This window comes from Streptomyces sp. NPDC056480, from assembly GCF_042795405.1.
Lineage (GTDB): Bacteria > Actinomycetota > Actinomycetes > Streptomycetales > Streptomycetaceae > Streptomyces.
This window is the reverse complement of record NZ_JBHTSA010000090.1, coordinates 20,107-33,493: the sequence shown is the minus strand read 5'-3', so window position 1 is coordinate 33,493 and position 13,387 is coordinate 20,107. Positions and strand designations below refer to the sequence as shown.

Genomic DNA, 13,387 nt, shown 5'->3' with positions numbered 1-13,387 from the left:
CCCGAAGGTGCGGACCGCCCCGCCGGTCACGCTCGGACCGTCAGACGACGATCAGGTAGATGCCGTACGCGACGGCCGCCGCGCACAGGGCGAAGCAGGCGTACGCGGCGGTGCGGGCCAGAGCCGCGGAGCCGCCGCGGGCGGCGGCCTCCTCCTGCTTGGTGAGGCCGACGATGCCGAGGGTGAAGAGGCCCACGAGGGCGACGGTCGCCACGAGGCTGACTCCGAAGACGGAGCCGAGAGCTGCCCAGTCGATCTTCATGTCGTTCGTTCCTTAGACCGTGGCGGCGGGGGCCGGGGGAGCGGTCGGGTCGGTGGGGGCAGGCGCGGGGATGGTCGTCTTGAGGTCCTCGTCCGCGACGGCGGCGACGGAACCGGCGGCCGGCGGCGGGGTGACGGCCGCGATGGCGGTGGTCACGACGCCCGCGGGCTCGCTGTCGAGGTCGTCGGCGGTGACGTTGTTGTGGTCGACCGGCTTGCGGCGGGAGAGCGACCAGATGACGCCCGAGCCGGCGACCAGCAGGACCGCGACGGCGGCGATGCCCCAGGGGCCCTGCTTGGTGAGGAACTCGGCACCGGCGCCGACCAGGGCCGCGGCGGGCAGGGTCAGACCCCAGGCGACGAACATCCGGGTGGCGGTCGACCAGCGGACGACACCGCCCTTGCGGCCGAGACCGGCGCCCATCACGGCACCCGAGCAGGACTGGGTGGTGGAGAGCGAGAAGCCCAGGTGCGAGGAGGCGAGGATGACCGTCGCGGCGCTGGTCTGGGCGGCGAAGCCCTGCTGCGGCTGGAGGTCGGTGAGGCCCTTGCCCATGGTGCGGATGATGCGCCAGCCACCGAGGTAGGTGCCGAGGGCGATGGCGACACCGGCGGAGACGATGACCCACAGCGGGGGGTTCGAGCCGGGGGCGACGACACCCTGGGTGACCAGGGCGAGGGTGATGATGCCCATCGTCTTCTGGGCGTCGTTGGTGCCGTGGGCGAGGGAGACGAGACCGGCGGAGGCGATCTGGCCGGCCCGGTAGCCCTTGGCCGTGGCCTTCGCCTCGGGGTTGGCCTTGATCTTGTACGTCAGCCTGGTGGCGGCCATCGCGGCGAGGCCGGCGACGAGCGGCGCGGCGACGGCCGGGATGAGGACCTTGGTGACGATGGTCGGGCCGTTCACGGCCGACCAGCCGGCCGACATGACCGCGGCGCCGATCAGGCCGCCGAAGAGGGCGTGGGAGGAGCTGGACGGAAGTCCGAGCAGCCAGGTCAGGAGGTTCCAGAGGATGGCGCCGACCAGCGCGGCGAAGATCACCTCTGTACGAATGCCCTCTTCGTTGATGATCCCGCCGGAGATCGTCTTGGCGACCTCCACGGACAGGAACGCGCCGACGAGGTTCAGCACGGCGGACATGGCCACCGCCGTCTTCGGCTTGAGAGCACCGGTCGAGATGGTCGTGGCCATCGCGTTCGCGGTGTCGTGGAAACCGTTCGTGAAATCGAACACGAGAGCTGTCACGACCACAATGGCGAGCAGCAGCGTGATGTGTTCCATTTACCCAGGCAATCGTTTGACGTCAGTGGCTGGACGAACGTAGGCAACCTGAGTGAACGGAAGGTGAACTAGGTAGGGCGCTGTGGTGTCCCGAATCGATGTCGAGGGATTCCGGTTACGGCTCCGGCCCACGAGCTGTCCACGATGCGGTCACCCTGCAACCCCGGGTAATCCGGCCCATCACCGGGCACATACGACCTGCCCCGGTTCCTCCTCCGCCACCCCGTTCCGATCCCTGGACGGAACCATCCGACCGGGGGACCCCTCGGACGAGACCCATGTCACTCCCCGGAGGGTCCCGGAGGCCCGGCGGCTCCCGCGTGCGGAGCCCCCGTCCCGCACCCCTCCGTCCGGGCCCGTCCGGGTCCCACCGGTGGCAGTCCGCCCCCACCCTGCCGAGACTGGGAGCGTGCGCCCGGCTACAGCGACGGCAGCGGCCGTCACCACTCTGCTCGGTGTCGGCGCGGCCGCGTTCGCGGCCGGCCGGTACGCCAGCGACGTCGCCCTCAGGGCGCCGTCCGGACGTCCCCTGCCCGGGGACCCCAAACTCACCGTGCACGCCACGGGCCCCGAACGGATCACCCTCACCCGGAGCCTCGCCTCACTGCGCCCCGGCACGTACGGCATGGAGGGGCACGGCCAGCACGCGGTCGTCGGCCCGGTCCTCGACCGGGTCCCGCACACCGCGGACACCGTCGTCCGGCGCCTCGAACGCGTCGAGCGCGGGGTGCTCGGCCCCGGCTCCCGCGTCCGCCTCACCCCCCAGCTGCACATCGGCACGCCGATCAGCGCGCTCGGCCTCGCCCACGAGGACGTCGAGATCCCCGGTGAACTCGGCCCCCTGCCGGCCTGGCTGGTGGCCGCGCCCCGCACCACCTGGGTGATCGCCCTGCACGGCCTCGGCACCACCCGAGAGCACCCGCTGAACGTCGTCCCCTTCTTCAACCACCGCAAGATCCCCGTCCTCGTCCCCGCCTACCGCGGCGACGAGGGAGCGCCCGCCTCCCCGGACGGCCTCGCCCACCTCGGCGACTCCGAGTGGCGCGACGTCGACGCCGCCATCCGCTACGCCGTCCACCGGGGCGCGTCGAAGGTCGTGCTGCACGGCTGGGGGACCGGCGCCTCGATGGCCCTGCGCGCCGCCGCCGAGTCGGGGGTGCGCGACCGGATCAGCGGCCTCGTCCTCGACTCGCCCGTCCTGGACTGGGAGGCCACCCTCCGCAACCTCGCGGCGGCCCATCACGTCCCGGCCCCCCTGCTCCCGCTCGCCGTCCGCGCCGCCCAGGGCAGGACCGGACAGCACGGCGACCTCCTCGAGGAGGCCTCCGCGCCGGGCGCGCTGCGCGTCCCGGTGCTCCTCTTCCACGGCCCCGACGACACCATCGCCCCCTGGGAACCGTCCGTCGAACTCGCCGCCCGCCGACCCGATCTGGTCACCCTCCAGACCGTCCGGCACGCCCCGCACGCGGCGATGTGGAACGCCGACCCGGTCCGCTACGAAGAGGCCCTGCGCCGCTTCCTCACCCCGCTCCTCTAGGGCACCCGAGGAGGGCGCCGGGGACGGCGCGGCCGATTCCGATTGGGCTTTCGGGCCGTCAGCGGGAAGACTGCCCCCGTGACGTCTCGAAAGCCCGATGAACCATTGGCGCGCAACTCCAGACTCCGACTCGTCCGCCCGCGGGCGCTGGCCACCGCCCGACGGGCCGTGACGACCCGGCGCACCCGGCCGGCGCCGCGGCCGCCCGAGGGCACTCCGCCCCGTGCGGAGCTGGCCCGCCAGGCCCGGCACGTCCTCGCCGACGCCGTACGCATCGCCCGCTGGGCGGCCGTCGAGCGCGGCGCCACGGCGGCACCCGGCAGCGGCCCCGGAGCCGTCCCCGCCCAGGAACGGGCCGCCGCCGCACTGAACCTGACGCCCGGCCAGATCAGGGCCGGCTGGGACCGCGCCCGGCTCGCCGGCCTCGTGGAGCTCCACGGCGACACCGCCCGTCCCGGCTGGCGGCTGCACGCCTGGGACCGTGACGACTCCGCCGTACTGCGCGGCTGGGTCGCCCTCTTCGACGCCTGGTCCCTCGTGCACCCGGCCGCCGAGGGGGTCGAGCCGAGCGCCGTCGCCGAGGTCGTCGAGGCCCTCCCGCAGGTCCTGTCGCTGCTCCAGCTGTCCCAGGGCCCGGTCCTCGTCCCCGCCCTGCTCGACCTGCTCGGCCAGCGCGTCGAGGAGCTGCGCGAGGAGCGCTGCGAGGTCCCGGGCGCCGAGCAGGCCCCCGCGGAGGCCCCCGAGACCACCGGCGCACCCGCCGCCGCGCACGGCACCGACGGGCTCCCGTCCCTGCTCGACTGGGCCCTCGACGGTCTGGCGGCCGTCGGCGCGCTCACCCTGGACCCCGGCGCGGAGGGGCGTCACGCCACCCTGACCCCGCTCGGGAACTGGGCGGTCTGGGTCAAGCTGGAGCAGATCTGCGTGGCCGCGCAGAGCCCCGCCGGGAACATCGAGCAGTCCGCCGAGGACATGCTCCGCGGCTGCGCCCGGCTCACCCCCGGCCCCGCCCGTGCCGAGTACCGCGCCTGGCTCGCCGCCCGCACCCTCTCCAGCGCGGTGACCGAACTCCTCACCGTCGCCCGAGGCGAGGACGCGCTGCTGCGCGGGCTCGCCTTCGAGGCGCTCCGGGTCGTCGGCGCCCCCGCCGAGGCCGAGGTGCGGGCCACCGTCGCCGAACCCTCCCTGCGGCCGTACGCGCTGCTCTGGCTCGCCGAGTACGAGGGCGCCGACCCCGACGACGCCCAGGAGGTCCTCACCCGCGAGGAGTCCACCTGGCTCTGGGTGGACACGGCCGCAGCCGTCGCCGACCACGGAGAGAGCGAGCTGCTCGTCCGGCACCTCGACTCCGCCGTCCAGGGCACCGTCCCGGCGCTCCTCGACGAGATCAGGGCCGTCGGCCACCCCCGTACCGTCCAGGTCCTGGTCGCCCTCGCCGCCGCCCACCCCGACCCGGCGCTGGCCAAGGCCGTCCGCCGGGCCGCCTTCCAGGTCCACACCGGAGGGGCGTGACGGGATCCCCGCCCGGGGATCCCGCAGGGCACGACCTCCCCGGCGCCCGGCTACTCCGCGGCGCCGGGGGTGTACGTCCCGAAGCTCCAGATGTTGCCCTCGGCGTCCCGCGCCATGTAGTCCCGCGAGCCGTACTCCTGGTCCTTGGGCGGCATCACGATCTCGACGCCGTGGGCCACCGCCCGCGCGTGGTGCTCGTCGACGTCGTCCACGTGCACGAACACGCCGACCGGGCCGGCGCCGGCCATCAGCTTGTCGAACTCGCTGCCGGTGCCCTTGCTGCCCAGCATCACCATGCCGTTCCCGTACGACAGCTCGGCGTGCGCCACGCGCCCGTCCTCGGCCTCGTACACGGCGTTCGCCCGGAAGCCGAAGCCCTCCGTGAGCAGGCTGATCGCCGCCTTCGCGTCCTCGTACGTCAGCGTCGGACAGATGTGGGGAGCCTCAGCCATCCCGATCACTTCCTCTCGATTCAGTCGAATGTGACCCAGGTCTCAGTCTTGCAGTCCCCGCCGACAATCAGCGGAAGGTGTTGCACCGGGCCATGTCGCCCGTCCGGTAGCCCTCGTAGAACCACTGCTGGCGCTGGGCCGCGGAGCCGTGGGTCCAGTTCTCCGGGGTCACCCGGCCCTGGAACCGCTCCTGGATCCGGTCGTCGCCCACCGCGGCCGCCGCGTCCAGGCCGTCCCGGATGTCCTCGTCCGTCAGCTTCGTGAGCAGCGGCCGGCCCGTGCGGTCGTCGGGCGTGGTCGTGGCGTGCCGGGCCCACACGCCCGCGTAGCAGTCGGCCTGGAGCTCGACCCGCACGGCGTTGGAGTTCGCGCCGGTCCGCCCGTCCTGGGCCCGGCTCAGGGTCCCCATCAGGTTCTGGATGTGGTGGCCGTACTCGTGCGCCACCACGTACGCCTGGGCGAAGGGGCCGCCGCTCGACCCGAACTTGGTGCGCAGCTCGTCGAAGAAGCCCAGGTCCAGATAGACCTGCCGGTCGCCGGGGCAGTAGAAGGGCCCCACCGCCGAGGTCGCGGAGCCGCAGGCGGTCGGGACCCGCTGGCTGAACATCACGGTGGCGGCGCGCCCGTACGTGCCGCCGCGGCGCGTGTACTCGCTCCGCCAGAAGTCCTGGACGCTGTTGACGACGGCGACGATCCGGCAGTCCTCGCGGGTGTTGGCGTCCGAGCCCTTCTTGCAGGTCTGTGCCACCTGGGCGGCCCCCGAGGAACTGGCCGCCGGCTCGTCGCCGCCCGAGGAGAGCCCGAGCTGGTCCGGCCCCACTCCGAGGAACAGGCCCAGGATCAGGGCGATGAAGCCGATGATGCCGCCGCCGACGGTCGCCTTCCCGCCCGGGATGCGACTGCTCCGGACGTCCTTGACCTCCGAGGTGTCCAGATCGGCGTCGTCGTCGAACTGCACGGTCCACCATCCTCCGCGTCACTGCCGCGGCAGAGGCCGCCGCCCTGCGCCGAGTATCGGCCGATCCATCAGTGCTCGCCCCTTTTGTTCCGGCAACAGCGGTTATGTGAGAAAGCTCCGATCGCGCCCCCGGGCCCCCTCGTGGCCGAAAAGCAGTTGCAGGGGCCCGTTAGACTGGCCGTATGGCCATTCTCCCCGTGCATTAGCGGCGTCGAAGCCCTTCACCAGCCGTCCTTCCGCCGTTTCCCATCGCCCTGGAGTCTGTCCGTGATCACCGCTTCCGGCATCGAGCTGCGCGCCGGCGCCCGAGTCCTCATCGAGTCCGCTTCCTTCCGCGTCGCCAAGGGTGACCGCATCGGCCTCGTCGGTCGCAACGGAGCGGGCAAGACCACCCTCACCAAGTGCCTCGCGGGCGAGGGCGTCCCCGCCGCCGGTCAGATCGCCCGCTCCGGCGAGGTCGGCTACCTCCCGCAGGACCCGCGCACCGGCGACCTCGACGTCCTGGCCCGCGACCGCATCCTCTCCGCCCGCGGCCTCGACGTCCTCCTCAAGAAGATGCGGATGAACGAGGAGCGCATCGCCACCGGCTCCGGCGCCACCCGCGACAAGGCGATGCGCCAGTACGAGCGCCAGGAGACCGAGTTCCTGACCAAGGGCGGGTACGCGGCCGAGGCCGAGGCCTCCACCATCGCCGCCGCCCTGGGGCTGCCCGACCGGGTCCTCGGCCAGCCGCTGCACACCCTCTCCGGTGGTCAGCGCCGCCGTGTCGAGCTCGCCCGGATCCTCTTCTCGGACGCCGACACGCTCCTCCTCGACGAGCCGACCAACCACCTCGACGCCGACTCCATCGTCTGGCTGCGGGACTACCTGAAGAGCTACCGCGGCGGCTTCATCGTGATCTCCCACGACGTCGACCTCGTCGAGACCGTGGTCAACAAGGTCTTCTACCTGGACGCCAACCGGTCCACCATCGACGTCTACAACATGGGCTGGAAGCTCTACCAGCAGCAGCGCGAGGCCGACGAGAAGCGCCGCAAGCGCGAGCGCCAGAACGCCGAGAAGAAGGCCGCGGCCCTCAACTCGCAGGCCGACAAGATGCGCGCCAAGGCCACCAAGACCGTGGCCGCGCAGAACATGGCCAAGCGCGCCGAGCGACTGCTCTCCGGCCTGGAGGCGGTGCGCGCCTCCGACAAGGTCGCCAAGCTCCGCTTCCCCGACCCCGCGCCCTGCGGCAAGACCCCGCTGACGGCCGAGGGGCTCTCCAAGTCCTACGGCTCGCTCGAGATCTTCACCGATGTGGACCTCGCGATCGACAAGGGCTCGCGCGTCGTCATCCTCGGCCTCAACGGCGCGGGCAAGACCACGCTGCTCCGGCTGCTCGCCGGCGCCGAGAAGCCCGACACCGGCGAGGTGACCCCGGGCCACGGTCTCAAGCTCGGCTACTACGCCCAGGAGCACGAGACGCTCGACCCCGAGCGCAGCGTCCTGGAGAACATGCGCTCGGCCGCGCCCGACCTCGACCTCGTCCAGGTCCGCAAGACGCTCGGCTCCTTCCTCTTCTCCGGCGACGACGTCGACAAGCCGGCCGGGGTGCTCTCCGGCGGCGAGAAGACCCGTCTGGCCCTGGCCACCCTGGTCGTCTCCTCGGCGAACGTGCTGCTCCTCGACGAGCCCACCAACAACCTGGACCCGGCCAGCCGCGAGGAGATCCTCGGGGCCCTGCGCACCTACAAGGGCGCCGTCGTCCTCGTCACGCACGACGAGGGCGCGGTCGACGCGCTGGAGCCGGAGCGGATCATCCTGCTCCCGGACGGCGTCGAGGACCTGTGGGGCCCGGACTACGCGGACCTGGTCGCGCTCGCCTGACCCGGAGAGAGCCGGGTGATCATGCCCGGCTGGATCATTCGGCCCACGGGTGATCCTTCATCTGAGTGAGGGCGTCTCGTACACCCCGGCGCGGTGCTCTGCCGAATCCTTCCGGCAGACCCGCGCCGTACGTGTGTTCCCCCTGTCTCGCTGACCTGCTGATTCCCGTACCAGGTGCCAGGGAGCCCGGTTTCGGGCCCAGCGGAATCTGAGCTTCCGATCGTGACGAACGCGCGCTCGTCCACAAACCCGGCGGCATGGACCTTGTCGAATGGGTGGCCAGGACGCACGGGAGGGGTGATCATGAGAAGTCCAGAGCGCACTTCCCATGAGGAGGCACGGGTGGCCGAGACTCTGAAGAAGGGCAGCCGGGTGACCGGCGCCGCGCGCGACAAGCTCGCGGCAGACCTGAAGAAGAAGTACGACTCCGGTGCGAGTATCCGGGCGCTGGCCGAGGAAACGGGCCGCTCCTACGGATTCGTCCACCGGATGCTCAGCGAGTCCGGAGTCACGCTGCGTGGACGCGGCGGAGCGACCCGGGGCAAGAAAGCCGCCTCGGCCTGACATAGGACGCCTCGACCGGGCCACCGGATCTCCCGGTGGCCACCCGGTCGGCCCTCACGCCGGCCAGGTGGTTACTGTGCAGTCACTTAGCATTCGCATGCAGTGTGCTGCACCGTAACCGGAGGCGCCCCATGACTACGCTCGACGACTCAGAGCTCGTATTCGACAAGGACGGTGTACGGCTCACCGTCGAGGACGCCGTTGCCACGGTGACCCTGACCAATCCGGCGAAGCGCAACGCTCAGTCTCCCGCTCTGTGGCGGGCGTTGACAGAAGCCGGCCGGTCGTTGCCCGGCAGCGTGCGGGTCGTCGTTCTGCGCGGTGAGGGACAGTCCTTCTCCGCCGGACTCGACCGGCAGGCGTTCACGCCCGAGGGCTTCGACGGAGAGCCGTCCTTCCTCGACCTCGCGCGCGGTTCCGACGCGGACCTCGACGCGGTCATCGCCGAGTACCAGGAGGCGTTCACCTGGTGGCGCCGCAGCGACCTCGTGTCGATCGCGGCCGTCCAGGGGCACGCCATCGGCGCGGGCTTCCAGCTCGCTCTCGCCTGCGACCTGCGGGTCGTGGCCGAGGACGTGCAGTTCGCGATGCGCGAGACCAGCCTGGGTCTCGTCCCGGACCTGACCGGGACGCACCCGCTCGTCTCGCTCGTCGGCTACGCCCGCGCGCTGGAGATCTGCGCCACCGGCCGCTTCGTCGGCGCGGAGGAGGCCGAGCGCATCGGTCTCGCCAACCTGTCCGTGCCCGCCGACGAGCTCGACGCCGCGGTACGGGACCTCGGCGCCGCCCTGCTCGCGGCGCCGCGCGACGCGGTCACCGAGACCAAGGCGCTCCTCCAGGGCGTCTCCGGCCGCTCGTACGAGGAGCAGCGCGTCGCCGAGCGGGCCGCCCAGGCCCGCCGTCTGCGCGACCTCGCGGGCCTCGGCGACTGACACCGGCCCGCATGCGCCTGCCCTAGCGCAGGTCCGACACCACGACCGTGACCGCGGCGCCCTCCGGGGCGGCCGCGGTCACCGCCGTGCGCACCGCGCGGGCCACGTCCAGGGGGCGGGCCCCGGCCGTCACCGCCAGTTCCACCCGCACCCCGTCCGGCCCCCGGCGCACCGGCGGACCCAGCGTGTCCGTCACCGCCGCGACGCCCGCCACCCCGAGCGCGGCGAGCGCCACGGGGTCGTCCGTGGCCGGCGAGGTCGGGCCGGGCGGGGGAACGGCGCCGCCCTCCGGCTCCGGCGGAGCCGTGTCGAGCAGCTCCGCCACCCGCAGGTCCACCGCGTCGACCACAAGGCCGAGCCCGCCCTCGGCCGCGGCGAGCAGCGCCGCCCGCAGCTCCTCGACGAGCTCCGGCAGGGGGCGCCCGGCGATCGCGCCGAACGAGGCCGTGACGAGCACGGCACCCGATTCGGGATCCTCGGGTGTGTCAGCGGGTCCGATCCGCAGCGTGCCCGGCGCCACACCCCGTACGGCCGAGGCGGCCCGGCCGAGCACCTCGCGCACCGCCCGCTCGGTGATCCAGGCCCCCTCCGCCGTCGTTCCGAGCGGCAGCAGCCTGCCCGGCGAGAGGCGGTCCCGCACCGCCGCCGTCCAACCTTCAGCAGTCGTCATTGCCCCAGCCTGCCGTATCCCCGGGGCGGGACCGGGGAACCGCCCTTAGTGTGGGCGAAGAACCCCGAAATATCCCAGAAGGGGCGAAATCTGATGACGGACACCACTCACTCCGGAGACCCCGCGACCGACGGGCCGCGCGAACCGCGCCGCACCTCGGTCACCAAGCGGGGCGGCGGAGACCCGGCCTCCCGGGGCCGGACCACGATCGCCGACGGCGTCGTCGAGAAGATCGCCGGTCTCGCCGCCCGCGACGTCGTGGGCGTGCACGCGATGGGCAGCGGCCTCTCCCGCACCTTCGGCGCCGTACGAGACCGGGTACCCGGCGGGGGCGGCGCCAAGTCGAACGCCACGCGCGGGGTGAAGGCCGAGGTCGGCGAGGTGCAGACCGCGCTCGACCTGGAGATCGTCGTCGACTACGGCGTCTCCATCGCGGACGTCACGGGCGACGTCCGGGAGAACGTCATCGCGGCCGTGGAGCGGATGACCGGACTCGAGGTCGTCGAGGTCAACATCGCGGTCAGTGACGTGAAGCTGCCGGACGAAGAGGACGAGGAGCCGGAGTCACGGCTCCAGTAGCCGCTGACGGCGGCCCGCACATGGCTGCCGACGACGGCGCACAAGGGGCTCAGGAGGACTCGGAAAGGGGTCAGGAATGAGCATGGCGGTGGTCGGCCTGGTGGCCGGAATGGCTCTCGGCTTCGCCGGATACTTCGGCGGCTTCGGAGCGTTTGTGCTGGTCGCGGCCTTGGGGGCGATCGGCTTCGTGGCCGGCCGCTTCCTCGACGGCGACCTCGAACCCGGCGATCTGTTCCGGGGTCGCGACCGCGGCGACCGGAGGCGGTGACCCGGGGTGGCAACCGACCTGGCCTCCCCGGACCCGGTGCGTGACCGGGGAGCCACCTCGATCGCCGACCGGGTGGTGGCGAAGATCGCCGCCCAGGCGGCCAGGGAGGCCGCGGGCCCCGCCCCCAAGGGGGGCTCGAAGCCGCACGCCTCGGTCGTCGTCCACCGGGACGTCGCCCGGGTCGCGGTGAGCCTCGACCTCGACTACCCCACCGACATCGGGGCCCGGTGCGGGGCCGTCCGGGGCCGGGTACGCGCCCGCGTGGAGGAACTCGTGGGCATGGAGGTCCACGAGGTCACCGTCCAGGTGGAACGCCTCCACTCCGCGCTCACCCGCCAGTCCGGCCCGAGGGGCCGCCTGTCATGACGACGCCCCCCGAACCGCCCCCCGACCACGAGCCCGCCCCGGCCCCCGGCGACGAGCCGGCCCGGGCCCGCGGCAGCGACCCCGACACGCCTTCCGGCTCCCCCTCCGGCGAGGTCCCCGTCCTCACCGGTGCCGGAGCCGGAGCCGGTGCCGGTGCCGACGGCGCTGACGACGCCGCTGCCGAAGGCGATCCCACCCCCACGCCCCGCGTCCGCCGCTTCTGGGCGGTCCGGCGCATCCCCGCCGCCGTGCTCGCGGCGCTCGTCCTCGGCGGTGCCGGGCTCCTGCTCTACGACGTGGCGGCCGTCCGGGCCGACCGCACCGCCATGGCCTGGCGGCGCGAGCTCGCCGACGGCCTCGCGACCCGGCCGCTCGACGACACCTGGGTCCGCGTCGGCGCGGCCGTCGCGGTCGTCCTCGGCCTCTGGCTCCTGATCCTGGCCACGACCCCCGGCCTGCGCGCCATCCTCCCGATGCGCCGCGAACACGCCGACGTACGGGCCGGACTCGACCGGGAGGCGGCGGCCCTGGCCCTGCGGGACCGCGCCATGGAGGTCTCCGGCGTGCAGTCCGTCCGGGTCCGGGTGGGCCGCGCCAAGGTGGCGGTCAAGGCCGTCTCGCACTTCCGGGCCCTCGACGAGGTCCGCGCCGACGTGGAGACCGCCCTCGCCACCGGCGTCGACGAACTGGCCCTCGCCCACCCGCTCGCGCTGACGGTACGGGTGGCCCGGCCGCCCAGGAAGGCGTGAGCCATGAGCCACGAAGGGGTGCTCCGGTGACGGTCGTCCTCCGGCGCGTCAACCGCGTCCTGCTCGGCCTCGCCGGGCTCCTGCTCGTCCTCGGCGGCGGGGGAGTCCTCGCCGCCTCCCTCGATCTGGCCGTACCGTCCTGGTGGCCCTGGGCGGGCCCCTCCGACGTGCTGCTGTCCACCGCCGACCGGCAGCGCTGGCGCGACGAGGGCTGGTGGTGGCCGGTGGTCATCGCGGTCCTCGGGCTCGTCGTCCTGCTCGCCCTGTGGTGGCTGCTCGTCCAGTTCCGGCGGGCCCGGCTCGCCGAGGTCGTCGTCGACAGCGGCGACGGCGAGGTGGCCGTACTGCGCGGCCGGGCCCTGGAGGGCGTCCTGGAGGCGGACGCCACGGCCCAGGAAGGCGTGGCCAAGGCCCGGGTCTCCCTCACGGGCCGCCGGGCCACCCCCCGTACCCGCGTCGCGCTCCTCCTGGAGCCGTACGCCTCCCCGGGGGCCGCCCTGACCACGCTCAGCACCCAGGCCCTGGCCCACGCGCGGACGTCCACGGGCCTGCCCGCCCTGCCCACCGAGGCGCGCCTGCGGGCCGTGAAGCACCGGGCCCGCAGGGTCGCCTGAGGCGCTGGGGCGCCCGAGGCTCAGAACTCGGCGCGCGCCCCGCCGTCCACCGGGAGCATCAGACCCGTGAGGTACGAGGCGGCCGGCGACAGCAGGAACGCCGCCGTCCGCCCGAACTCCTCCGGGGTGCCGTAGCGGCGCAGCGGGATGGTCGCCTCGTTGGCCGCGCGGGACGCGTCCGCGTCGCCGGAGAGGGAGTCCAGGAACCGCACCCGGTCCGTGTCGATCCGGCTGGGCAGCAGGCCGATCACGCGCACCCCGCGCGGGCCCAGGTCGTTGGCGAGGGACTTCGCGAAGCCCGCGAGACCCGGGCGCAGACCGTTGGAGATGGTCAGGCCGGAGATCGGCTCGTGGACCGAGCCGGACAGGACGAAGCCGATGACGCCGCCCTCGCCGAGCGTCTCGGCGGCCGCGCGGGCCAGCCGTACGGCCCCGAGGAAGACGGTGTCGAAGGCGCCGGCCCACTCCTCGTCGGTGTTGTCGGCCGCGAAGCCGGGCGCCGGCCCGCCGACGCTGATGAGGATGCCGTCGAAGCCGCCGAACCGCGCCCGCGCCTCGGCGATGAGCCGTGCCGGGGTCTCCGGGTCGGCGTTGTCGGCGGCGATGCCCGCCGCGCCCGCTCCCAGCTCGGCGACGGCCTCGGCGACGGTCTTCTCCTCGCGGCCGGTGACGAGCACCTTGGCGCCCTCGGCGAGCAGGGCCTCGGCGGAGGCCCGCCCGAGCCCCCGCGTCGCCCCGGTCACCACGTACACACGGTCCTTCATCCCAAGATCCATG

The 13,387-nt window shown here is 73.4% G+C and carries 16 protein-coding genes; 10 read left to right on the top strand and 6 right to left on the bottom strand.

Going from position 1 to position 13,387, the window contains the following annotated elements; all coding sequences use genetic code 11:
- Positions 1-40 precede the first annotated feature (40 nt).
- Together ACFQ79_RS30070 and ACFQ79_RS30065 are read right to left on the bottom strand one after the other, a co-directional pair.
- The gene (locus tag ACFQ79_RS30070; protein ID WP_073917272.1) at positions 41-262 is read right to left on the bottom strand and encodes a hypothetical protein; all 222 of its coding nucleotides are present in this window, start codon (positions 260-262) and stop codon (positions 41-43) included.
- A 12-nt stretch (positions 263-274) separates the two neighbouring features.
- A complete protein-coding gene (locus ACFQ79_RS30065) occupies positions 275-1,543 on the bottom strand; it encodes an anion permease (RefSeq protein WP_383589349.1) in 1,269 nt (422 codons plus the stop codon).
- 409 nt (positions 1,544-1,952) lie between these two features.
- Between ACFQ79_RS30065 and ACFQ79_RS30060 the strand changes: the two genes are divergently transcribed.
- Together ACFQ79_RS30060 and ACFQ79_RS30055 are read left to right on the top strand one after the other, a co-directional pair.
- Positions 1,953-3,080 carry an alpha/beta hydrolase gene (locus ACFQ79_RS30060; protein WP_383589347.1) on the top strand — a complete coding sequence of 376 codons (1,128 nt, stop codon included), beginning with the start codon at positions 1,953-1,955 and terminating at the stop codon, positions 3,078-3,080.
- A gap of 78 nt (positions 3,081-3,158) precedes the next feature.
- A complete protein-coding gene (locus tag ACFQ79_RS30055) occupies positions 3,159-4,592 on the top strand; it encodes a hypothetical protein (protein ID WP_383589345.1) in 1,434 nt (477 codons plus the stop codon).
- A 50-nt stretch (positions 4,593-4,642) separates the two neighbouring features.
- On the opposite strand, the gene ACFQ79_RS30050 is transcribed toward ACFQ79_RS30055, so the two are convergent.
- Positions 4,643-5,044 (bottom strand): VOC family protein, encoded by a 402-nt coding sequence (locus tag ACFQ79_RS30050; protein ID WP_383589344.1) that lies wholly within the window; start codon positions 5,042-5,044, stop codon positions 4,643-4,645.
- Between the two features lie 67 nt (positions 5,045-5,111).
- A complete protein-coding gene (locus tag ACFQ79_RS30045) occupies positions 5,112-6,002 on the bottom strand; it encodes a neutral zinc metallopeptidase (protein WP_383589342.1) in 891 nt (296 codons plus the stop codon).
- A gap of 267 nt (positions 6,003-6,269) precedes the next feature.
- Here ACFQ79_RS30045 and ACFQ79_RS30040 point away from each other — a divergent pair, with 267 nt between their 5' ends.
- The 3 genes from ACFQ79_RS30040 to ACFQ79_RS30030 all read left to right on the top strand — a co-directional run bounded on the left by ACFQ79_RS30040 (position 6,270) and on the right by ACFQ79_RS30030 (position 9,364).
- Positions 6,270-7,868, top strand: a complete 1,599-nt coding sequence (locus ACFQ79_RS30040) for an ABC-F family ATP-binding cassette domain-containing protein (RefSeq protein WP_030322666.1) — start codon at positions 6,270-6,272, stop codon at positions 7,866-7,868.
- A gap of 342 nt (positions 7,869-8,210) precedes the next feature.
- Positions 8,211-8,432: a helix-turn-helix domain-containing protein gene (locus ACFQ79_RS30035; RefSeq protein ID WP_006123601.1), complete on the top strand. Its 222-nt coding sequence runs from the start codon at positions 8,211-8,213 to the stop codon at positions 8,430-8,432.
- Positions 8,433-8,563: 131 nt separating this feature from the next.
- Positions 8,564-9,364, top strand: coding sequence for an enoyl-CoA hydratase/isomerase family protein (locus tag ACFQ79_RS30030; protein ID WP_383589340.1), 801 nt, complete (start codon positions 8,564-8,566; stop codon positions 9,362-9,364).
- 22 nt (positions 9,365-9,386) lie between these two features.
- Here ACFQ79_RS30030 and ACFQ79_RS30025 read toward each other — a convergent pair whose 3' ends face one another.
- Positions 9,387-10,034: a hypothetical protein gene (locus ACFQ79_RS30025; RefSeq protein WP_383589338.1), complete on the bottom strand. Its 648-nt coding sequence runs from the start codon at positions 10,032-10,034 to the stop codon at positions 9,387-9,389.
- Positions 10,035-10,127: 93 nt separating this feature from the next.
- Between ACFQ79_RS30025 and ACFQ79_RS30020 the strand changes: the two genes are divergently transcribed.
- The 5 genes from ACFQ79_RS30020 to amaP all read left to right on the top strand — a co-directional run bounded on the left by ACFQ79_RS30020 (position 10,128) and on the right by amaP (position 12,610).
- Positions 10,128-10,613: an Asp23/Gls24 family envelope stress response protein gene (locus tag ACFQ79_RS30020; RefSeq protein WP_383589336.1), complete on the top strand. Its 486-nt coding sequence runs from the start codon at positions 10,128-10,130 to the stop codon at positions 10,611-10,613.
- Positions 10,614-10,689: 76 nt separating this feature from the next.
- Positions 10,690-10,881, top strand: a complete 192-nt coding sequence (locus ACFQ79_RS30015; RefSeq protein WP_055602871.1) for a hypothetical protein — start codon at positions 10,690-10,692, stop codon at positions 10,879-10,881.
- Between the two features lie 6 nt (positions 10,882-10,887).
- Positions 10,888-11,247, top strand: coding sequence for an Asp23/Gls24 family envelope stress response protein (locus ACFQ79_RS30010; protein WP_383589335.1), 360 nt, complete (start codon positions 10,888-10,890; stop codon positions 11,245-11,247).
- Complete coding sequence (locus ACFQ79_RS30005) at positions 11,244-11,996, top strand: DUF6286 domain-containing protein (protein ID WP_383589333.1); 753 nt, start codon at positions 11,244-11,246, stop codon at positions 11,994-11,996. The genes ACFQ79_RS30010 and ACFQ79_RS30005 overlap by 4 nt, the downstream gene beginning before the upstream one ends.
- Before the next feature lie 26 nt (positions 11,997-12,022).
- On the top strand, positions 12,023-12,610 hold the full coding sequence (gene amaP, locus ACFQ79_RS30000; RefSeq protein ID WP_383589331.1) for an alkaline shock response membrane anchor protein AmaP: 588 nt from the start codon (positions 12,023-12,025) through the stop codon (positions 12,608-12,610).
- A 20-nt stretch (positions 12,611-12,630) separates the two neighbouring features.
- Here the strand turns inward: amaP and ACFQ79_RS29995 are convergent, their stop codons facing one another.
- Positions 12,631-13,386 carry an SDR family oxidoreductase gene (locus ACFQ79_RS29995; protein WP_383589329.1) on the bottom strand — a complete coding sequence of 252 codons (756 nt, stop codon included), beginning with the start codon at positions 13,384-13,386 and terminating at the stop codon, positions 12,631-12,633.
- Between the last annotated feature and the right edge of the window lies 1 nt (position 13,387).

Bases quoted from the DNA above. Each gene is read 5' to 3' on its own strand.
- ACFQ79_RS29995 (WP_383589329.1), bottom strand. From the start codon at position 13,386: ATGGATCTTGGGATGAAGGACCGTGTGTACGTGGTGACCGGGGCGACG.
- ACFQ79_RS30025 (WP_383589338.1), bottom strand. From the start codon at position 10,034: ATGACGACTGCTGAAGGTTGGACGGCGGCGGTGCGGGACCGCCTCTCG.
- ACFQ79_RS30015 (WP_055602871.1), top strand. From the start codon at position 10,690: ATGAGCATGGCGGTGGTCGGCCTGGTGGCCGGAATGGCTCTCGGCTTC.
- ACFQ79_RS30070 (WP_073917272.1), bottom strand. From the start codon at position 262: ATGAAGATCGACTGGGCAGCTCTCGGCTCCGTCTTCGGAGTCAGCCTC.
- ACFQ79_RS30030 (WP_383589340.1), top strand. From the start codon at position 8,564: ATGACTACGCTCGACGACTCAGAGCTCGTATTCGACAAGGACGGTGTA.
- ACFQ79_RS30020 (WP_383589336.1), top strand. From the start codon at position 10,128: ATGACGGACACCACTCACTCCGGAGACCCCGCGACCGACGGGCCGCGC.
- ACFQ79_RS30005 (WP_383589333.1), top strand. From the start codon at position 11,244: ATGACGACGCCCCCCGAACCGCCCCCCGACCACGAGCCCGCCCCGGCC.
- ACFQ79_RS30065 (WP_383589349.1), bottom strand. From the start codon at position 1,543: ATGGAACACATCACGCTGCTGCTCGCCATTGTGGTCGTGACAGCTCTC.
- ACFQ79_RS30050 (WP_383589344.1), bottom strand. From the start codon at position 5,044: ATGGCTGAGGCTCCCCACATCTGTCCGACGCTGACGTACGAGGACGCG.